Genomic DNA, 20,727 nt, shown 5'->3' on the forward strand with positions numbered 1-20,727 from the left:
AGCACCGTGTCGATTTTTCTTTATTTTGGTTTATATTAATTTATTTGTTTCTTGTCTTTGCTTCTAACTACAATTTTGTATGGATATGTTTTGACTACATCTTTTAGTTCATCTGATTTAAGGAATTCTTCTACTGTTTGCTCTACCTTTGCTGCACGTTCTTTTGCATCTTTGTCTGTACTTTTTATAGATGTTTTCAGGATGATTTGTAACGGTGATGGATGGAACGAATAGGCAAAGCCTGTAACCTCATATTCTTTTTTACCCATCATGCCATCAATGATTACAGGGAACACATCTGCACCCCATTTATTCTCAATTTCCTATTGCTCCAAATCAATTGTCACGACATCAATGGAATACTTCCCAATCTCTTTCCCTTCTAACGTTTGATGGAAGGTATTTTTTAATTCTTCAATTCTCTTTTCTGTTTTAGGGATATCTATTTGAAAATTAACAGTTTTATCGGTGGGTGATGAATAACCGTATCCATAGGTTAAAATATTGTAGTTATTCTCTTTTAGTTTTGTGACTGCTGTTTGTATGTTTTGCTCAATAAGCTTTTCTTTTTCTGTCATTTCTCTTGGTTTATGATCATATTGCACGGGTTCTGTTACTATAACTGTATATGCATCATACCCTCTAGCTTTTAGTTGGCTGTAAACAATTTTTTCTACATCCTTCTGTATGGCTTCATTTACATCCTTCACATGAATGTCAATTTCCTTCTTTCCATTAATTCCAATACCGATTCCATCAACTTGATAACCCTTGTCTGATAGTTCATCCCATATAACCTCATTTAGTGGCTTCAGATGTAGAATCTGATTTAAATATGGAATTTTTGCCGCAACCTCTGCCATGGTTGGTGAAACAAAGATTGAACCGAATAATAAACCGAAGGCTACTGCAGCAGCTCCAGCACAATAGATTACTTTCATTCTTTTATGATTCTTTTGATTGAAATTCTCGTTTGCAATTCTTTGATGCACTTCCTTTTTAATTCGTGTCGTAATATCTGAATGATAATAGTCCTCGCTGTATGACTTCTTTGCTTTCTTTAACTCGTTATCCATTAAAACGCCTCCTTTTCATTTTTAAGCATCTCAGAAAGTGCAAGCTTCCCTCTTTTTAATCGAGTTTTAACAGTGTTTGAATTCACCCCTAGTGCTTCACTAATCTCCGTAATTTTTAAATCATGGAAGTAATGAAGAATAATCACTTCTCGATATTTTGGTTTTAGAGAGAGAACTTTTTGTAGTAACTGATTGTTCTCAGATCTTTCTACATATGTATCTTCTAAAGTTTCACTTCTTATCAAATGTTCTAATGCTTCTTTTTGAAAATACAAGATTTTATATTTTTTTCTGCGGACAAAATCCTTTGCAGTATTGACAGCGATACGGTAGATCCAAGATTTTATTTCAGCATCACCGCGAAACTTATCTAGATGACGGTAGCATTTAATAAACACTTCTTGCGCGATATCCTCAGCCAGACCTTTATCTTTCACAAATGAATATGCTAATAAATACACCTTTTCAGCATATAACGTCATTAGATCATCTAGTATTTGGTCCTTATCATTTTCACCTAAACTAGCCTCACGTTTGTCATGAAGTAAGTGTACCCTTTTGTATCATGTTGCTACCTCCCTTCCTTGCTTTCTACCCTTTAGACCAATTGACTTTTATATTGGTTTCATTTTACATAAAAAACTAGCAATGATTAATCATTGCTAGTTAAAGTAAAGAATTCATATCGAGAGGTAACGGAATCTCAAAATACATATGTTCTTTTGTTATAGGATGAACAAACGACAATTCAGTACTATGTAGTGCTTGACGATTCATGAGTTTACGTGAGCCGCCGTACAAATCATCACCTATTAAGGGATGTCCCAAGTACGCCATATGTACACGAATTTGATGCGTTCTCCCAGTCTCTAGTTTTAAGGATACGTGTGATAAGTCTTTATATCTTCCGAACACATCAAAGTGAGTGATCGCAACTTGTCCATCATCTCTTACTTCTCGTTCAATAATACTGTCATCTTTTCTCCCAATTGGTGCATGAATGGTTTTATGATCTTCTTCAACAATTCCGTGCACAAAAGCTTCATATCTTCGTTTGATTCCACTTACCTTTTGCACTTTTGAAAATAAATGATGAGTATATCGATGCTTCGCAACAATCAAAAGTCCAGACGTATCACGATCCAGCCTATTTACGATATGAACTGTACTTGAAATATTGTTTTTTTCGTAATAGTAGAGAATTGCATTTGCAAGCGAACCAGTTGGGTGCTCACGAGAAGGAATAACAGACATAAATGGTGGTTTATTAATTACAAGAATATAATCATCTTCATATATAATACATAATTGAATATTTTCTGGCAGCAGATCACCGCTTCGTTTTTCAGGAGGGAAATGGACCTTTAGTACGTCCCCCTCCTTCAAAACATATCGGACTGTTACAGGGACATCATTGACAAGTATATTTCCCCCACCAAATTTTATATCTGTTAATGCTACTTTTGAAATCTCTTGTCGTTTCAAAAATTCCCTAACTACTATTCCAGAAGCATCATTCATTATTTGCCATTGTAGTGTAAATACGTTCACGTTCGATTGAATGCTCCTTCTTATTTGTCACCAACAAACGAATCACGAACTCTCTTCCAAAATGGGAATGTTCGAAAGCGAGCAAATTTTACTTTTTCATTCGCAACACGATATTGAATGGATTTTACATCCTTATGTAAAAGTGTTAAGTGATCAATTGTAATTTGGAAATCCACATCGTTAATTGGTCTCAACATACACGTATGGTGTTTTGGTAAAACAAGTGGAGAACCGACCGTACGGAATACACGATTGTTTATGGATGCCATTTCTGCAATTTGAATGGCTTCAATCGATGGATGGAGTATCGCGCCGCCTAATGCTTTGTTGTATGCTGTACTTCCAGTTGGAGTCGAGACACATAAGCCATCTCCACGGAACGTCTCAAAATGCTGGCCGCGAATTTCCACATCCATCACGAGTGAACCCTCAACTGCTTTCACAGTACATTCATTTAAAGCTAAATACCTCGCTTCTTTTCCGCCATTTAAATGTCGTACAATGACTTCTAGTAGTGGATATTCAACGGTTTGATACGGTGTTTTCGCAATTGCAATCACAAGCTTTTCTACCTCTTCTGGAACCCAGTCTGCATAAAAACCTAAATGACCTGTGTGAACACCGACGAAAGCTGTTTTATCTAAGCGCTTACTATATCGATGAAAAGCATATAAAAGAGTACCATCTCCACCTACTGAAATGACAATATCGGGTTGGTCTTCATCATAAATCAAATCAAAATCTTGAAGATACGTTCTCATTTTCAACATAAGCGTATTGGATATATTGTCACCTTTACTCGTTATAGCAAACCTCATGTAACGGTCCCTCCTCTTTTTTATGCATTATTTTTTCCTCGAAAATATCGCTTGTGCCTCTTGTATTTCATCACGTATTAAGGACATTTCCTCATCTAATCGGAAAGCTGCCTCTGCTGCCCTTTTTAAACGCTCTTGAATATTGGTTGGAATTTGTCCTGAGTATTTATAATTTAATGAATGCTCAATCGTTGCCCAAAAGTTCATGGATAATGTTCGAATTTGTATCTCTACTAATATGTTTTTCTCACCTTGAAGTGTTTCAACAGGATAACGAATGACACAATGGTACGATCGGTATCCACTGTCTTTGTTTTGGGAAATGTAATCACGTTCTTCAATAATTTCAAAATCTTTTCTCTCTCGTAACAGCTCAACTACTGATTTAATATCTTCAACAAACTGACACATCATGCGGACTCCAGCAATATCTTGCATTTCTTCCCCAATTTTGTCTAAGTCAATTTGCTTGCGAATTGCTTTATCTAAAATGCTCGGAATTGGCTTTACTCTACCTGTTACAAATTCAATCGGTGAATGTAAGGAATTTTTTTCATATTGTGTTCGGATTCCTTTAAATTTAATTTTCAATTCATCGATTGCTTGCTTATATGGAGCTAAAAACACATCCCAGTTTTCTATCATCTACTTACACCACCAGTTAATTAACTTACTCGCCAGTCTATTTAACGAATTGAGCTTCTACTTCCTCAACCATTTGATCTCCATAGTTTGCATTTCCTTCAATATTACTGATTACATATTGAAGTTCTTCAACGATATGTTCTAACACAATTTCTCTATTATTGAGGAACAGAGTAACCGTTGCTTGTTCTGCAAGTACTTTTTTCAAATCAGCCCAATGCTCTTTTGGCAATGGTAAGTAAACATATTCTGCTGGAGTTTCTAATATGTAAATAAATGCGAATTGATTGGAATCAACTAATACTTTTCCTGCAGGTGATAGCTGCTCTGCATCCATTTCTGTATCATTACTTTTTATGTAAAGTCCCTCGTTTTTCCAAGTAACTTCTTGTATAGATAGTTTTTGACTCATTCTTTTACTCCCTTCTTAAACGAAACCAAACTGACTTTTTGAAGTGAAAATTGCTTTAATTTATTTTACCATATAAATACTAACACTATAATAATTCAGGTTATAGTATAATAGGAATCGTAGATTTTAGGAAGAATGGACTTCTATCCGAGAGAGGAGATAAAACAAATGAATCAAGAAATTGAAATTGAATTTAAAAATTTACTCTCAAAGGATGAATACCAAACTTTGCTGACAGAGTACTCCATAAAAAGAGACGATATTGTCTTACAACAAAATCACTATTTTGATACGATGAGCTTTGCTCTTAAAGATAACGGTGCTGCACTTCGTATTCGATATAAAAAAATGACTTATACTTTAACATTAAAACAGCCTTTGCCAGAAGGATTACTTGAAACACATCAGACGCTAACTGATCGCGAAGCAGCTGATATGTTAAATGGTGGCCCCCTTGTAAAAGGCGACATTTATAAAATAATAAAGAATTTAAATATAAATCCAAGTGAAATTCGTTATTTAGGGACGCTTGAGACAAACAGAGTCGAACTTCCTTATGAAAATGGAATTCTTGTGTTTGATCATAGTTCTTACTTGAATGTAGAAGATTATGAGCTTGAGTATGAAGCCAAGGACTACAACGAAGGTAAGATACAGTTTGAAAAGTTTTTAACGAAGCATGACATTCCTACTCGTCAAACTGACAATAAAATCAAGCGCTTCTTCAATGAAAAAAAGAGACAACTGGAGGGATCATAACTTGAATATTAACCAAATGAAAATGATGTTAGAAATCCAAGCTTTACGTGGTTTTTCTGGACAAGGTGTAGAACAAACTTCAAATTCAGATAATATGTTTCAAAATATGTTAACAGAATTCTTATCAAATGGATTAGATTCAACGAAAGATTTACTTTCTAGCTTACCTCAGGCTGCCGAAAGTATTACATCTAGCATGCCTAGTTTAAACCTAAATAAAATCAAATCATCCTTACCTCCTATTGAATTAGGAAGTATCGATAGTATGATCCAGCAAGCTGCTGACAAATTCGGGGTAGATTCAAAATTAATAAAAGCAGTGATTAAGAACGAATCGAATTTTAATCCTAATGCAGTGAGTCACGCAGGTGCTAGCGGACTGATGCAGCTAATGCCTTCTACAGCTAGAGGCTTAGGTGTTGCGAATATATTTGATCCTGCTCAAAACATTGAAGGCGGAACAAAATACTTACGCCAAATGCTGGACAAATACGACGGAAACATTAAACTCGCACTTGCAGCCTACAACGCAGGTCCTGGTAACGTAGACAAACACGGAGGAATCCCTCCATTCAAAGAAACACAAAACTACGTAAAGAAAGTTACAAACACATACAGCCAGTTAAATGCTTAACTCACTAAAAATCACCTAATTAAAACTTAATTAGGTGATTTTCCTTTTGTAGGGCAACATAAGCATGTTGACTTTTTAAGATAAGCCTCTTTAACACTTTAAAGGAGTGGGGGCCTATCCCCCACTCCTTTAAAGTGTTAAAGTTAGGTGTTTTGTGGTGAGTTGTTGTAGTACATTGACGATCCTAGTACTAGGTTAAGTCACTTTATTTGAAGTGTGATGAAAACGTTGTTAAAATGATTTACAAGCATTGGAATTTGAAGTAGTTACTACTCTTATGTACAAGAAAAAGTAAGTATTTCTTGAAAAAAGGAGTTATTTATATGACTGAACGATATTCATCCCCATTTGAAGCAATGGGTGAGAGCGTCCTACATTCTTTAGTGGATACATTTTATAGTAAAGTTAGTAAACATCCAGATTTGATCCCTATTTTCCCTAAGGATTTAACGGAAACTGCACGTAAGCAGAAGCAATTTTTGACGCAGTATCTAGGTGGGCCTCAGGTTTATACCGAGGAACACGGACATCCTATGATGCGTGCTCGTCATTTGCCGTTTGAGATTACACCAAAACGTGCTGCTGCATGGCTTTCTTGTATGAGAGAAGCGATGGATGAAGTCGAATTAGAAGGTAACCTTAGAGATGAATTTTATCATCGACTAGTGTTAACAGCTCAACATATGATCAACACTCCTGACTTAGGGGAGGAGATTTCCCGTGATTGATAAACATGAGAAATTAGCATGTCTCGAATCCGGGAAAAAACCGCTTGAGATTTATGTGTTTATCGATCCTTTATGCCCTGAATGTTGGGCTCTGGAGCCAGTGTTAAAAAAGCTACATCTTTAATTTGGATCCTATTTTTCAATTAAACATATTATTAGTGGGAAATTAGCTACATTGAATTTACGAAAAAGAACGAACACAGAGAATCTTGCCTCCGTTTGGGAAAGAACAGCTAGCCGTTCTGGAATGTCTTGTGATGGAGATGTATGGTTTGAGAACCCAATTTCCACACCATACATTGCTTCTATTGCCATTAAGGCAGCTGAACTTCAAGGCAGACGTGTTGGTTTAAGATTTTTGCGTAAACTTCAAGAGCTATTATTTTTACAAAAACAAAATATCTCCGATCAATCAGTCTTGGTTGAATGTGCTAACAGTGTTGGATTAGATGTTGATGAATTCAAAAGAGACATTCATTCAGAAAGTGCAGCTAAAGCGCTTCAATGTGACCTCCAAATCACAACCGAGATGGAAGTAGACCAGATCCCTACTCTCGTATTCTTCAACCAAAATATTGAAGATGAAGGTATGAAGGTCACCGGTTGCTACCCATATGATGTATACGTAAAAATAATAGAAGAGCTTCTTGGTGATAAACCTAATCCAGCACCATTGCCTTCTCTTGAAGAGTTCCTAAAACAATACAGATTTGTTGCATCAGTCGAAATTTCGGTAGTATATAATATGCCAATACAAGATGTAGAAAAAGAAATGAAGAAGCTTCTCTTTAAACAAATAGTTGTACTTGTACCAGTAAAATACGGAACATTTTGGAGATATACGGAAAAATAATGTTGAACGCCATACTATGGCGTTTTTTTATTGCTTCCAGATCCTTTCGCATGTTCTATCGCTTTACTGAATATAATGATACAAGCATACGATTGTTTGGAGGTTATAGTATGAAGTGGAAAGTAGTTGCTGCCGTTCTTGCCTTTGTCGTAATGTTTTATTTTCAAATACTTGGAATGATGAATTTGGCACCGTTATATATAACAACCCCTCTCTTATTCTTCGTTATTTTTGTCATCATGCTTGGGTTAAATAACCGAAATCGGTTTAGAGGTTTTAAAGGTTAATCCAAAAGAAAAACGTCTGGAAATAATCCAGACGTTTTTACTTATCCTTCTAACAATTGTTCCATTTCTGTAAGCTTTTGCTCAAACACTTGAAGAGCTAAACGAATTGGCTCAGGAGACGTCATATCGACTCCTGCCTTCTTTAATACTTCAATTGGATAATCAGAGCTTCCAGCCTTTAAAAACTCAATGTAACGATCGACAGCAGGTTGACCTTCTTCTAAAATTTGCTTTGATAAAGCAGTTGCAGCACTGAAACCAGTTGCATATTGGTAAACGTAGTAATTGTAATAGAAGTGTGGAATACGTGACCACTCTAATCCAATTTCCTCGTCAATGATGATTTCATCACCAAAGTACTTCTTATTTAACTCATAATACATACTTGTTAATAAATCAGGAGTTAGTGCTTCACCTTCTTGAGCCTTTAAGTGAATGGCATGCTCAAATTCTGCAAACATCGTTTGACGGAATACTGTTCCACGGAAGCCTTCTAAGTAATGATTTAATAAGTATAAACGTTTTTTTTCGTCATCAATTGTTTTTAATAGGTAATCATTCAGTAAGTTCTCGTTACATGTTGATGCTACTTCTGCAACGAAGATTGAGTAATTCCCATATACATATGGTTGTGTTTTACGAGTGTAATAACTGTGTACAGAGTGACCAAACTCATGAGCCAGTGTGAAAAGGTTGTTCACATTATTTTGCCAGTTCATTAAGATATATGGATTTGTTCCATATGCTCCAGAAGAATAAGCACCGCTTCTCTTTCCTTTGTTCTCTTGTACGTCAACCCAGCGATTTTCATATGCTTCCTTTAGAATATCTTGATATTCCTCGCCAAGTGGCGCAAGTCCGTTTAAGACATGATCTTTTGCTTCATCATAGGTTACTTCCATCTTTGTTTCTTTAACAAGTGGAGTATAAAGGTCATACATATGAATTTCATCCAAGCCTAGCACTCGCTTACGTAATGCTACATAACGGTGTAATAATGGTAAATATTCGTTTACAGTATTTACAAGATTTTCGTAAACTTGCTCAGGAATATTGTTGTTGCTTAATGCAGCTTCGCGAGCTGATTTATAGTTACGAACACGAGCATAAAAGTTATCCTTCTTCACTGTTCCTGCTAACGTACTTGCAAATGTATTTTTATAATTTCCGTATGTTTCATATACAGCTTTGAACGCGTCTTTTCTTACACGTCCGTCACTGCTTTCTAAAAAACGGATATAACGGCCATGAGTAATTTCAATTTCTACCCCATTTTCATCCTTAATGCTAGGGAACTTTAAGTCAGCGTTATTTAACATCCCAAACGTCGTACTTGGTGCACTCGTTACTTCTGATGCTTGAGCAAGTAGGGATTCCTCTTTGCTGGTTAATACGTGAGGACGAGTTCTCGTAATCTCTTCAATTGCATGCTCATACACTTTTAGCTCAGGCTTCTCATTTAAAAATGATTGAATCTTGTCTTCTTCAATTGCCAAAATTTCTGGTACAACGTATGCTAATGCGCTAGAAATTTGAGTATAAAGGTTGGATGCACGGTCATTTAACCCTTGATAATGAGAGTTTGTTGTATCTTGGTCATAACGCATATGAGCATATGTATACAACTTGCCCATTTTTAACAATACTTCATCTTGATATGTAAGTAGTTGAAGTAACGTATCAGCAGATTCACCTAGTTTCCCTTCAAACTCAGCGGCTTTCGGAATGGATGCTTTTACTTCTTTAAATTCAGCTTCCCACGCTTCATCTGTCACATAAATATCTTCTAATCTCCATGTGTCTTCCAAGCGAACTTCACTTCTTGTCGGCAAAGCCTTTGTTGCAGTTTGTTCTGCCATATTACTTGACCCCCTATATATGTAGTAGTAAGTATTTTAATTACCGAAATACTTGCAATATAACTATTCGATAATTATGAGTTTATTCCCTCTTTATTTTGCATATATAATAGTTTTTACGAGTAACTTTTTTTTATCCTTCGCATATACACGATATAAACGTAAGCACGAAAATTTATGATTCACATCATTTTCTGTTATGATAATGTCATCAAAGATAAGAGAAAATGAGTTATTGATATAGATAAGGAAGTGACTAATTTGATTACATTTAAATCTGAACGAGAAATAGAATTAATGCACCAAGCAGGAAAATTACTTGCAAGCTGTCATAAAGAAATTGCAAAGCTAATCAAGCCTGGGATTACGACACACGAGATTGATCAATTTGTTGAACAATATTTAAAAAAGCACGGGGCAACTCCTGAACAAAAAGGATTTAATGGCTACGAGTATGCGACATGTGCATCCATCAATGATGAGATATGCCATGGATTTCCCCGGAAAGAGCCTTTAAAAGATGGCGACATTGTTACTATTGATATGGTAGTAAACTTAAACGGCGGTCTTGCAGACTCAGCCTGGAGCTATGCTGTAGGGAATGTAAGCCCTGAAGCACAAAAATTAATAGAAGTAACGAAAGAAGCATTATACAGAGGAATTGAAAAGGCAGTAATGGGTAACCGAATCGGAGATATTGGCCATGCCATTCAAACGTATGTAGAAGCAGAAGGCTTCTCGGTTGTACGTGACTTCATTGGGCACGGTATTGGTCCTACCATCCATGAAGAGCCACAAGTTCCTCATTTCGGTCTACCACACCGGGGACTTCGCTTAAAGGAAGGAATGGTCATTACAATCGAACCTATGGTGAATATCGGAATGTGGAACTCAAAAATGGATTCAAATAGCTGGACAGCAAGAACAGTTGACGGATCACTATCTGCACAATATGAGCATACGATTGCGATTACGAAACAAGGTGCACTGATTTTAACAGAACAAATATAGAACCTGGCATTTGGCTTGGTTCTTTTTTGTATTTAGAATATGTTGATTATGGTATTTGACACATATGTTGGGATTTTGATGCATATGTCAAGTGGTTTGAAGCATAAGTTGGAGATCTTGATGCATATGTCAGGTGGTTTGATGCATAAGTTGAGGATTTTGATGCATATTTCGTTCGATGATTGTTATGTAGTGGTGTCGCATAGCCCTTTGCGAGCCAGAACCTCCACTTTCAAGCCAAACTTCTTATTATTGTAAACCAATCCTGTTATCTTGCGAGCCGAATTAGCTCAATTACATGCTATTCCCCATAAAATGTTAAAAAGACTTAGCTTTGGCTAAGTCTTTAATCAATAAAAATTGAAATCATTATGATGATCATATACAGTAACGCAAAAATTAATGCTCCGTTTAAAATAATTTTACCATAGTAATACTGCATAACATGACTTGTTTCCTTTTCAGAATCCTCTTCTTCAACTATTCGTTCAATTAGGATCGGCTCATTCATTAAACTGTGTAACTCCGTGCAATCCTTACAGATTCCCAGGTGACTTTCAATCTGTTTATTCGTTGCATTTGAACAATCTTTTTCAATATAAAGTGGCAATAGGTCCCTGACTAAATTACAGTTCATATGATTCACCTACACTTTTATTTAGACTTTGTTTAAGCGCCAATTTTGCTCGATGTAAATTCGTCTTTACTCTAGAAAGCTTCCAATCTAGAATTTCAGCAATTTCCTCATAAGTTAACTCTTGATATTCACGTAAAATGATTAACAATAACGTAGACAATTGTTTGTATGAAAAGTTTCAGATTCTATTTAAAAATTATTAAACGTGCATAGAAGAATACACTTTATCACTTTAAAGGAGTGGGGGACAGACCCCCACTCCTTTAAAGTGATAAAGCGTTAGCACCTTCAAAAAAAAGTCCAATGCATGTCTGCATTGGACTTTTAGGTTAAAAGATTTTCGGCACGTCTGGTGAAGGTGGGAGTAATTCCTCTTCGTTCAGATTCGATTTACTCTTATTTTTCATTGATTTTGTCACACCGTAGGCGACCGCTCCTGCGCCTAGTAAAGTTAATGTCCATGTCATCCCTTTTTGCCCTTTTCTCATGCTGACCAGCCCCTTCAACTTAAGCTTTAGTATAAATTCCCCTTAACTCGAAAGAACTATGCAATACATTACGACAGCATTGATTCAAGTTGAGTCAGTCTTGCTTCGAATACGGATAGTGCATCTTGTATCGGTGCTTGTGACGTCATATCGACTCCTGCTTGCTTTAATATTTCAATTGGATAGTTAGAGCTACCAGCTTTTAAAAACTCCATATAACGGCTTACAGCAGGTTCTCCTTCTTGTAATAGTTGCTTAGATAATGCTGTTGCAGCACTAAAGCCTGTTGCATACTGGTATACGTAATAATTCATATAAAAGTGTGGAATTCTTGCCCATTCATATTGTGATACTTCTGATAAAACTACATCTGGTCCATAATATTTAGTTTGTAGCTTTCTATATTCATTGCATAAGAACTCTGGTGTAAGTGCAACACCGTTTTGTTCAGCAATGTGAATGGAATGTTCGAATTCCGCAAACATTGTCTGTCTGAACACTGTTCCAACAAAGCCTTGAAGATAATAGTTTAAAATGTATAGTTGCTTTCTTTCATCACTTGTATTTTTTAATAAGTAATCCGTTAATAATGCTTCATTCGTCGTGGAGGCAACTTCCGCCACGAAAATTGAGTATCGCCCGTATGAATATGGCTGTGACGTTTGAGTTAAATACCGATGAACATTATGACCAAGCTCATGTGTTAATGTATACACATTTCGGATATTGTCTTGCCAATTTAATAATATGTATGGCTTTGCCCCATAAGCTCCTGTCGAATATGCCCCACTTCTCTTCCCTTTGTTTTCCAGAACATCTATATGCCTGTTATCATACACCGATTGAATTCGAGCTTGATAGTCTTCCCCAAACGGAGCTAAAGATTGTAAAACAATCTCTTTTGCCTCCTCATAGGATATATTCATTTGGACATCTTCAATGATTGAAGGTGAAAGGTCATATAAATGAATGGAATCTAACTTTAATGCTTTCTTTTTCAAATCATAAAAACGATACAATAAAGAAAGATTGTTTGACACTGTATCAATTAACTGATCATATACCTTCTCAGGAATGTTATTAGGATATAAAGCAGCTTCTCTAGCCGATTGATATTTACGAACAGTTGCTACAAAATTTGATTTCTTAACCTGACCATTTAGTAAACTTGCAAATGTATGGACATGTTGTTTGTATGTTGTTCCTACAGCTTCATATGCTTCTTTTCGTATTTTTCGATCTGAATTTTCTAATAGACTTCCATATCGACCGTGAGAGATTTGAATTTCATTTCCGTTTTCATCTAAAATGGTTGGGAACTTAATGTCTGCATTGTTTAGCATGCCATATGAAGTAGAAGAACTACCTGCAACTTCTAAAATTTGTGCTAATAATGCCTCTTCCTCAGAGGAACGAACATGTGGCTTCATCCTCGTTAATTCATCAAACATATGACGATACTCATTTATCTCTTCACTTTCATTTAGAAAGACTTCGAGCTTATCTTGTGGTATTTCTAATAACTCGGGAGTCATAAACGAAATCTCAGATTGTACCTTTGCATATAAAGAAGAGGCTCTCTCATTCATGCCTTGATAAAACGTATTGGTTGTATCTTCATCATTCCTCATATGAGCATACGTATAAAGCTGACCCATCTTGGTCAATATTTCATCGTGTAGAGTTAACGCTGCTATTAAGTTTGCAGATGAACTAGACAATTTTCCTTTGTATAAACGTATTTTAGGTAACAAGTCTTGAACAACACGAAACATTTCCTCCCACTTATCATTCGTTTCAAACATATCCTCTAATTCCCATGTTAAGTTTGTAGGTATTTCACTACGATTTGGTAATTCCTTACCTTTCGAATTGCTTGTCATCACATGTCCCCCATTTACTATTTTTTCCTTTCATAAATACTTCGAGATACGAAATCATAATCCTTTATTTTTTTGCTCAATGCCTTCAGCTTCTCTTCATCAGATTGTAGTGCTTCCTCTATGTTTATAGGAAACTGAACATTTCTTCGTTTTATAAATGTGGACTTGTTTTTACAGGATAAAATCCCGAGTGTCACAAGACTATTCAAATATTCCATTATCGCAAAAGAGTAATGAGAGTTCTCAATAAAAGGTAAGTGCCGAATGATAAAATGATCTCCCTTTGCTCTCTTATTAAAATATTCATACGCTTCATTATAGGAAAATGAAAATGATATATCCATATTTCCGATAAAATCTATTAAAATCCAAGCTTGCCAAATAATTGCCGGAGTTTGAATCCAAAACATTGAGGGTAAAGGGATACCAACTTCAGAAGGGAGTAACGATGGATATATTTTCTTTTGATATAAAAATAAAAGGAGTTTTCTAGTTTGAGGAGATTTGGTATTTGCTGAAGTTAGCCTCCAGTTTCTCTTTACATGTAACCACTCTAATGCAAAAGAGTTGCTAAGTTCCATTTTGTTAATATGGTTTGTAATGAAGTATGCGTTTGGGGTTTGAATATCAAAATTTGCATACACAGTGTTTCCATGAAGTGGGATTATGTTATGTAGGAAGAGGAATCGTTCAGTTTGTGAACAGTAATAAAGGAGTGTTGGCCTTGAATGAAGTATTTTGACAAACTGCCAATCAAACGAGGTGATAGAAAATCGATTTTGACTAATTCGTTTTAAACGATTGGCTCCTAAAATCCAAAGAACTTTATAGTGATGACGTAAGTAATTGTCATTTCGCTCTTGAAAGCGTCCTTTTTCAATTGTAGCGCATTGGTATTCAATCATATATCGTTGATTCTTAATTTCTACATATAGATCAGGGCGTTGCTTCATTTGTGAAAAATACGGTTCTATAATAGGTGAATAACCTTGACGAACGAACCAATCATAAAGTTGTAATTTCCCTTTTAAATGATACTGAGACTCTCCTTCAGAAAAAGAATCACATATTGTTTTACTCATGTGAGCAAAATGAGGAATTTTCATTGTTCCAATTTTCATTTGTACTCGTTGTTTACAGCTCGGACAATGAAAGAATTCTTCATCATTTCTTAAACTAAAGAGAGCCTCTCTTGACCAGTTACTCGTTAATGAAATAACTTCACCCTTTGAGTTTTGGGCAACTAACATTTCATTCACTCCTTTATAAACATTATATATAATCACGCAGTCACGCTACATTAGGTGACTGCGCAGCTCATAGCAATGGTGAAAGAAGTCTGGATAATGACTCAAATAATCGTTGTCGCAATGGACGTTTTGAAAAAGTTCCATAATCTATCTCTGTAGATTGAGCCAAATCTTCTTGAAAATCTAGAACTAAAGATTTAATACTGTGAGATTGGTATAAATATGCATTTACCTCAAAGTTTAAATGAAAACTTCTCATATCTAAGTTTGATGTTCCGATTGAAGCAAGGTCATCATCAATAATTAAGAATTTACTATGCATAAAGCCCTTTTCATATTCGTAAACCCTTACACCTGCTTCAAGAAGTTCAGGAAAGTATGATCTTGAAGCATAAAAAACAATTTTTTTATCTGGACGCTTTGGAATAATTATTTTCACATCTATTCCTGCAAGGGAGGCAATCTTTAATGCAGACAATATATCTACATCTGGTATTAAATATGGAGTTGCAATCGAAATTGATTTTTTCGCAGAAGCAATCATTTCAAAGAATATATTCTTTATGACTTCCCACTCATTATCTGGTCCCCCTGAAATAAGTTGTACTCCGCCATTTCCTTCTGTGTCAACATAGGAAGGAGATAAGTAATTGGTCGTTAGCATTGTTTCTCCGGTCATATAATACCAATCTTGCAAAAAGATTAATTGAAGGCTACGAACAGCTTCACCGTGTATGTACAGGTGGGTATCACGCCAAAATCCAAAATGTTCATTTCTTCCTAAATATTCATCACCAATATTTAGACCACCAACAAAACCCTTTTTACCATCCACCACAATAATTTTACGATGATTTCTAAAGTTAACTTTATGATTTAGAAAAGCTAGTCTTACAGGTGAAAAAGGAACAATTTCCACTCCAGCTTGGATCAAGTCTTGAATAAATTCTTTTGAAAGTTTCCAGCTACCAACAGCATCATACAAAAATCGAACCTCTACTCCACTCATAGCTTTTTCAATTAAGATATCCTTTATCTCACATCCGATTTTGTCATCCCTTACAATATAATACTCAAGATGAATATGATTATTTGCTTCCTTCAATACTTCTAGAATTTTAGAAAAGGTCCCATCACCATTTGTGAGTACCTCAGAATATGTCTTTGAAGAAACAGGGCTTTTTCCTAACCTTTGAGCCAATCGATATAATCTTATCTGATGTTCATCGATATAATGAGGAATTTTCTGTGTATGAAATCGTGTTCCTTCAATCTTCAAGAATGTTCTCTCATCTATCATCGCTTTTTCTTGGAATAACTTATTTTTTCTCACGTTTCTTCCAAACAATATATAAAAAATAAAACCCACAATCGGAAATACTCCTAAAACAATTAACCATGTAATCGTTTTAGTAGGATGACGATTTTCAAGGAAAATAACAAACCCTGTTAATACAGCAAGAATTGAAAAGATGACACTTAATATACCAAGAAATTGCTGGCCAATTACCGTTTGAAGTCCGTATAATAATAGGATTGCAAATGTAATAAATAACATTACCTGAATGATTTTTTTCATAATATTTGTCCCCCTTTCATACACAACGTGAGTAAAAAACCGATTCCTTATTGGAATCGGTTAAGGGTTTAATTGAAAATGATGACTGATCACAGTTAATGCTTCTTCTTTAATAATCTCTTTTCCGTACTCCTCTAATCGATGGATTGTAAGTTGACTTTCAATGCCATATTCTAATAATAAACTTAATGTATTATCCAATTGTTCTTCTTCAATATCTTCAGGGAATTCTACATAAAGATAATAGTTGTTTTCAAATAAGAGTAATCGATTGTTACAAGATTTTAATTGATTACGATGACTTAATGATATAACATCTTCAAAATCTTGAAAGCGAATAAGGAACTGTAATGACTCATCCTCTATTTCGTCCAGTATTTCATCAGTTTCTTTTTGCTTTGTTTGGAAATGTTGATCAAGTAACGACTCTATTTTATCATCTACTGGGAGATCAATTGTTTTGTCATCGGCTAAGGAGAGTTCAAATTTTTGGCCATCCATCGAAAGTTGTGCCTTTGTAACTACAACCTCTATTCCTTTTTCCATCGCTTGAACTTGAATCCATAATGGGCCTTCAACAGAAAACTCCTCTTGATGGTGAACCTCATCCATCATTTCCCAGAAAAGTTCTTCACTTCTTTCGCGGTTATACCAAATTTCTTCCCGATCAAAACCACGCTCTTCGATATCACCATAGGTCATATAAAATTTTACAGTATGTTCATTTATGCGCTCAATTTCCATCTTCACCTCTCCCTTCTCATTTAATCTACTGAAGGGACTTATTACCCCCAGAGCGGAGTGTACTATCATAGTACCCATTTTTCTATTTATTAAATCGTATCATACAAGCTTTATTGAATCGACTAAAGAGAATCGAAAAATCGAAATGTAAAAACTTGACCTATTACTTATATTTTATGACAAATAATAAATTTAGGGAAATAAAAACGCCTATTTTTCAAAAATCAAACGTTCGCCTATTTTTTTGTGAGATTACTATCTCTCTTATCTAAATATATCGGTATTATGCTACACAAATATCTATAAAATCCAAAATACTAACTTCATTCTATTTCCCCTAAAGAAATATCTATAGCTTGACAGGTTGCCTATTTAACCGTATATTGAGAAAGTTAAAATAATAGAGACTTCGCCTTGTCACACATAGTCATATCAATCTATTAGTAATCTGAAATTATGTTTGACAAAGCCTACTAAAAAAGAATAAGGGTGTATGGAAAGTGGATTTAGAATTTCTAACAGCATTACTCATCATTATAGGAATTGATATTGTATTAGGTGGAGATAATGCCATTGTTATTGCACTGGCCAGTCGTAATTTACCAGAATCAAAACGAAATAAAGCAATATTCTTGGGAACAGGATTAGCTATTGTTATTCGCGTTTTATTAACGATTCTTGCAGTCTATCTATTAAAGATTCCTTTCCTTCAGTTAGTTGGAGGAATTCTACTGATTGTGATCGCATATAAACTATTAGTCGACAATGAAGATGATATGAATATTAATGCAGGTGTTACGTTATCTGCTGCTGTGAAAACAATTGTATTTGCGGATATTGTCATGGGCTTCGATAACGTTATTGCAGTTGCTGGTGCAGCTCAAGGGAACATTTTATTAGTCGTAATCGGGTTACTTGTTTCAATCCCAATCATTATTTGGGGAAGTAAGTTAATTTTAATGTTAATGGAACGTTTCTCAGCTCTTGTATATGTCGGTGCAGGTATTTTAGCTTTTACAGCTGGTAAAATGATGACACATGAATCAAGATTAACCGGCTTCTTTGATACGTATGCTTCACTTCAGTATATCCTTCCTATCTCTACAGTTATACTCGTGTTAGCAGCAGGATACGTAAAAAACAAAATAGCTAAAGCATAAAAAAACTTCTACAACTATAATTAGTTGTAGAAGTTTTTTTTAGTTTACAAGGCGTTGAGCTTCACGTAGTTGATACGTACGAACTTTTCTCGGTAGAAATCTTCTAATCTCATCCTCATTGTATCCAACTTGTAATCTCTTCTGATCAATGATGATAGGTCTTCGTAACAGACCTGGATGATCTTGGATTAGCGTATATAGTTGTTGTAGTGGTAAAGATTCCACGTTAACATTAAGCTTTTGAAAGATTTTTGAACGTGTAGAAATAATTTCATCTGTTCCATCTTCTGTCATTCGCAAGATTTCTTTAATCTCTTCGATAGAAAGTGGCTCTGACATAATATTTCTTTCTGTATAAGGTATTTCATGCTCTTCTAACCATGACTTCGCTTTGCGACATGATGTACAACTTGGTGATGTATATAATGTAACCATCTATACTTCACTCCTTTATTTATGATAAGCAACATGTAATTGATAATGATATTCATACTTATTTTAAAATAATTACTAAGTAGAAATATATATTTATTATATACGAAATTTCAAAATAAGAATAGAGTTATTTCTTGACTTTTTTTGACTTTTTAGTGAAGTAAAATCATACCTCCTTTTGGTCAAACTACTATGTATACTTATTAGTACGTTTTATATGTACAAAAAGTTTCACCTTTTTTAAATATTTTCCCGAAAATAATATTTTTGAAACATTTTTCTTTTCATCACTTATTTACCTTTTCAAATGAGGAGACATTGTCTAAAATAGAATTATAGTAGCAATTTTGTTTCTAACTCATGTAGGAGGTACATAATGGCACAATACTTTATTGATTTCACGTTAGTCTCCTTATTAATCATCGGACTTACTGCCATTTTAGGCGTATTATTAAATGGAATTGGTGAGAGATTTTTTGGTCGAGGAAAAGCAGGCTTTGAATCTGTCCATCATTCTACACACACACAACTTGGCTGGAATAATGTTGGTGGGAAAAAGAAGAAGTAAAAAAATGCATCGATATCGATGCATTTTTTTTACTTTAACGGCGTATAATCCACATTCCGTGTATAACTATTTCCTGCGTTCCATAGCAAGAACTCTGAAATCCCTTGCTCATTTAGCGCTCTTATTTGAGCTTCTACCTCTTCTTTTCCGTAACTTTTATAATTTCCTTTACCTAAGTAAACTGCAGTAAAATCCTGAAGCCATGGCCTTGAAATTGGGGGGCTATTTAGCTTCTTTAACCGTGCACTCTCTACCTTACTATATTCTGAAACTAGGCGATAAGGCTCTAAATCAGGCTTATGTATGCCAAAATAAGAAGTCCAATGACTTGGATAGATCATCGATGAGATTACGTCTACATTTTCAGAAATCTTTGAGAAGTTCTGTCCAATTCCTGGTGCTTCTGGAATGGTAGCTGCATAACCAAAAATATCTACAGAAACCTTTACATTATAGGGTTTTAATTGTTCTCTCGCATACTGAACGAAATCTGAAACAGCTTGAACTCTTGCTTGAACAGGATCTAATCCTTTATCCTTATACACTCCCATACTATAAGAGAGCTTTCGGTCCATTCTTTCAAATCCTTCTGGAAATCTAACGTAGTCAAATTGTATTTCCTGAAAACCTAACTTTGCAGCATCAATTGCAATTTGAACATTATAATCCCACACTTCCTTTAGGAATGGATTCACAAATGAATCTCCAATTCCATTACTCCATACGTGATCATTTTCTATAAATGATAAGTCTGGTTTTGACTTTGCTAATATGGTGTCTTTAAATACAACAATTCTGGCGATAGGGTATATTTGATGTTTTTCAAATATTTTCATATTATATTCGACATTTTGAATATATGGCTTACTAATAGAAGTATACGGTGATGATTCGTTTGGTGTGTATGTAATATTTCCAACATCATCTTTTATGTCGATTACCATTGCATTTAGATCAGAACTATTAACTAACTGCAGTAATGAATTGATTTTTCCATCCTTAAACGATCCAGCACTAACATATATACCTCTTACAGCTTCTGGATATTGAAAAGTAAAACCTGAATCAAAAACAAATCTCGTCATATTCGCAGGTAATGTCTTATTAACAAGACTTATCTTTCGAACTTTATGATCGTTTATTTCAATACTTTCATTCGCACGTATAGTAGTAGAGAGTAACATTGTAGAAGCAATTGTAAGAATAGCAATTTTAAGAGTGTTTACATTCATGATTACTCTCCTTTCATTTTTAAGTATTTATTATTATTATTATATAGCTATTCATTTTTCCTTACGTATATATTTAAATGTTAATCATTGTTATTTTTAAAAGATAACACCATAAAAA

Annotated in this window: 23 protein-coding genes and 2 pseudogenes; 8 read left to right on the forward strand and 17 right to left on the reverse strand. The window is 34.8% G+C overall.

The genetic code is table 11. The annotated features are described in order from the left end of the window. Window positions 1–35: 35 nt before the first annotated feature. The 7 genes from JR050_RS11340 to JR050_RS11370 form a co-directional block, all read right to left on the reverse strand. Window positions 36–320 carry a DUF4030 domain-containing protein gene (locus tag JR050_RS11340; protein WP_346726745.1) on the reverse strand — a complete coding sequence of 95 codons (285 nt, stop codon included), beginning with the start codon at window positions 318–320 and terminating at the stop codon, window positions 36–38. Between the two features lie 3 nt (window positions 321–323). Continuing rightward, window positions 324–1,076 carry a DUF4179 domain-containing protein gene (locus JR050_RS11345; RefSeq protein WP_204203609.1) on the reverse strand — a complete coding sequence of 251 codons (753 nt, stop codon included), beginning with the start codon at window positions 1,074–1,076 and terminating at the stop codon, window positions 324–326. Next, the gene (locus tag JR050_RS11350) at window positions 1,076–1,558 is read right to left on the reverse strand and encodes a sigma-70 family RNA polymerase sigma factor (protein WP_204203610.1); all 483 of its coding nucleotides are present in this window, start codon (window positions 1,556–1,558) and stop codon (window positions 1,076–1,078) included. The genes JR050_RS11345 and JR050_RS11350 overlap by 1 nt, the downstream gene beginning before the upstream one ends. Window positions 1,559–1,742: 184 nt before the next feature. Then, a complete protein-coding gene (locus JR050_RS11355; RefSeq protein WP_204203674.1) occupies window positions 1,743–2,597 on the reverse strand; it encodes an RluA family pseudouridine synthase in 855 nt (284 codons plus the stop codon). A gap of 50 nt (window positions 2,598–2,647) precedes the next feature. Further along, window positions 2,648–3,445 (reverse strand): NAD kinase, encoded by a 798-nt coding sequence (locus tag JR050_RS11360; protein ID WP_204203611.1) that lies wholly within the window; start codon window positions 3,443–3,445, stop codon window positions 2,648–2,650. A 27-nt stretch (window positions 3,446–3,472) separates the two neighbouring features. Beyond that, entirely contained in the window at window positions 3,473–4,090 is a 618-nt protein-coding gene (gene yjbM, locus JR050_RS11365; protein WP_204203612.1) for a GTP diphosphokinase, read from the reverse strand. Window positions 4,091–4,127: 37 nt separating this feature from the next. Further along, the gene (locus JR050_RS11370; RefSeq protein ID WP_204203613.1) at window positions 4,128–4,502 is read right to left on the reverse strand and encodes a UPF0738 family protein; all 375 of its coding nucleotides are present in this window, start codon (window positions 4,500–4,502) and stop codon (window positions 4,128–4,130) included. Window positions 4,503–4,670: 168 nt separating this feature from the next. Between JR050_RS11370 and JR050_RS11375 the strand changes: the two genes are divergently transcribed. From JR050_RS11375 to JR050_RS11395, 5 genes and pseudogenes are all read left to right on the forward strand, one after another. Next, entirely contained in the window at window positions 4,671–5,261 is a 591-nt protein-coding gene (locus JR050_RS11375; protein ID WP_204203614.1) for a CYTH domain-containing protein, read from the forward strand. Window position 5,262: 1 nt separating this feature from the next. After that, window positions 5,263–5,895 (forward strand): lytic transglycosylase domain-containing protein, encoded by a 633-nt coding sequence (locus JR050_RS11380; RefSeq protein ID WP_249421859.1) that lies wholly within the window; start codon window positions 5,263–5,265, stop codon window positions 5,893–5,895. A 323-nt stretch (window positions 5,896–6,218) separates the two neighbouring features. Next, entirely contained in the window at window positions 6,219–6,623 is a 405-nt protein-coding gene (locus JR050_RS11385) for a globin domain-containing protein (protein WP_204203616.1), read from the forward strand. Beyond that, a pseudogene (locus JR050_RS11390) lies at window positions 6,616–7,476 on the forward strand (ClpXP adapter SpxH family protein). The gene JR050_RS11385 and the pseudogene JR050_RS11390 overlap by 8 nt, the downstream one beginning before the upstream one ends. 110 nt (window positions 7,477–7,586) lie before the next feature. Beyond that, the gene (locus tag JR050_RS11395; protein ID WP_204203617.1) at window positions 7,587–7,763 is read left to right on the forward strand and encodes a hypothetical protein; all 177 of its coding nucleotides are present in this window, start codon (window positions 7,587–7,589) and stop codon (window positions 7,761–7,763) included. Between the two features lie 41 nt (window positions 7,764–7,804). On the opposite strand, the gene pepF (JR050_RS11400) is transcribed toward JR050_RS11395, so the two are convergent. Beyond that, window positions 7,805–9,622, reverse strand: coding sequence for an oligoendopeptidase F (gene pepF / locus JR050_RS11400; RefSeq protein ID WP_204203618.1), 1,818 nt, complete (start codon window positions 9,620–9,622; stop codon window positions 7,805–7,807). A 261-nt stretch (window positions 9,623–9,883) separates the two neighbouring features. On the opposite strand from pepF (JR050_RS11400), the gene map reads away from it, so the two are divergent. After that, complete coding sequence (gene map / locus JR050_RS11405; protein ID WP_204203619.1) at window positions 9,884–10,633, forward strand: type I methionyl aminopeptidase; 750 nt, start codon at window positions 9,884–9,886, stop codon at window positions 10,631–10,633. Between the two features lie 346 nt (window positions 10,634–10,979). Here the strand turns inward: map and JR050_RS11410 are convergent, their stop codons facing one another. From JR050_RS11410 to mecA, 7 genes and pseudogenes are all read right to left on the reverse strand, one after another. Then, window positions 10,980–11,270, reverse strand: coding sequence for a zf-HC2 domain-containing protein (locus JR050_RS11410; protein WP_204203620.1), 291 nt, complete (start codon window positions 11,268–11,270; stop codon window positions 10,980–10,982). Further along, window positions 11,260–11,415: pseudogene (locus JR050_RS11415) on the reverse strand (sigma factor-like helix-turn-helix DNA-binding protein); the annotation flags it as partial. The pseudogene JR050_RS11415 and the gene JR050_RS11410, both read right to left, overlap by 11 nt. A gap of 184 nt (window positions 11,416–11,599) precedes the next feature. Next, a complete protein-coding gene (locus JR050_RS11420) occupies window positions 11,600–11,758 on the reverse strand; it encodes a hypothetical protein (RefSeq protein ID WP_204203622.1) in 159 nt (52 codons plus the stop codon). A gap of 68 nt (window positions 11,759–11,826) precedes the next feature. After that, on the reverse strand, window positions 11,827–13,641 hold the full coding sequence (gene pepF, locus JR050_RS11425; RefSeq protein ID WP_204203623.1) for an oligoendopeptidase F: 1,815 nt from the start codon (window positions 13,639–13,641) through the stop codon (window positions 11,827–11,829). Window positions 13,642–13,658: 17 nt separating this feature from the next. After that, complete coding sequence (locus tag JR050_RS11430) at window positions 13,659–14,891, reverse strand: competence protein CoiA (RefSeq protein WP_204203624.1); 1,233 nt, start codon at window positions 14,889–14,891, stop codon at window positions 13,659–13,661. 67 nt (window positions 14,892–14,958) lie between these two features. Further along, entirely contained in the window at window positions 14,959–16,470 is a 1,512-nt protein-coding gene (gene cls, locus JR050_RS11435) for a cardiolipin synthase (RefSeq protein ID WP_204203625.1), read from the reverse strand. A gap of 60 nt (window positions 16,471–16,530) precedes the next feature. Further along, window positions 16,531–17,214, reverse strand: coding sequence for an adaptor protein MecA (gene mecA, locus JR050_RS11440; protein ID WP_204203626.1), 684 nt, complete (start codon window positions 17,212–17,214; stop codon window positions 16,531–16,533). A gap of 500 nt (window positions 17,215–17,714) precedes the next feature. Here mecA and JR050_RS11445 point away from each other — a divergent pair, with 500 nt between their 5' ends. Continuing rightward, window positions 17,715–18,374, forward strand: a complete 660-nt coding sequence (locus JR050_RS11445; RefSeq protein ID WP_204203627.1) for a YjbE family putative metal transport protein — start codon at window positions 17,715–17,717, stop codon at window positions 18,372–18,374. Between the two features lie 39 nt (window positions 18,375–18,413). Here the strand turns inward: JR050_RS11445 and spxA are convergent, their stop codons facing one another. Continuing rightward, window positions 18,414–18,809 carry a transcriptional regulator SpxA gene (gene spxA, locus JR050_RS11450; protein WP_204203628.1) on the reverse strand — a complete coding sequence of 132 codons (396 nt, stop codon included), beginning with the start codon at window positions 18,807–18,809 and terminating at the stop codon, window positions 18,414–18,416. 376 nt (window positions 18,810–19,185) lie between these two features. Between spxA and JR050_RS11455 the strand changes: the two genes are divergently transcribed. Then, window positions 19,186–19,377, forward strand: a complete 192-nt coding sequence (locus JR050_RS11455; RefSeq protein ID WP_204203629.1) for a hypothetical protein — start codon at window positions 19,186–19,188, stop codon at window positions 19,375–19,377. 29 nt (window positions 19,378–19,406) lie between these two features. Here JR050_RS11455 and JR050_RS11460 read toward each other — a convergent pair whose 3' ends face one another. Beyond that, window positions 19,407–20,609: a putative glycoside hydrolase gene (locus JR050_RS11460; RefSeq protein WP_204203630.1), complete on the reverse strand. Its 1,203-nt coding sequence runs from the start codon at window positions 20,607–20,609 to the stop codon at window positions 19,407–19,409. Window positions 20,610–20,727 lie beyond the last annotated feature (118 nt).

This window comes from Bacillus suaedaesalsae, assembly GCF_016890225.1.
Lineage (GTDB): Bacteria > Bacillota > Bacilli > Bacillales > SA4 > Bacillus_BS > Bacillus_BS suaedaesalsae.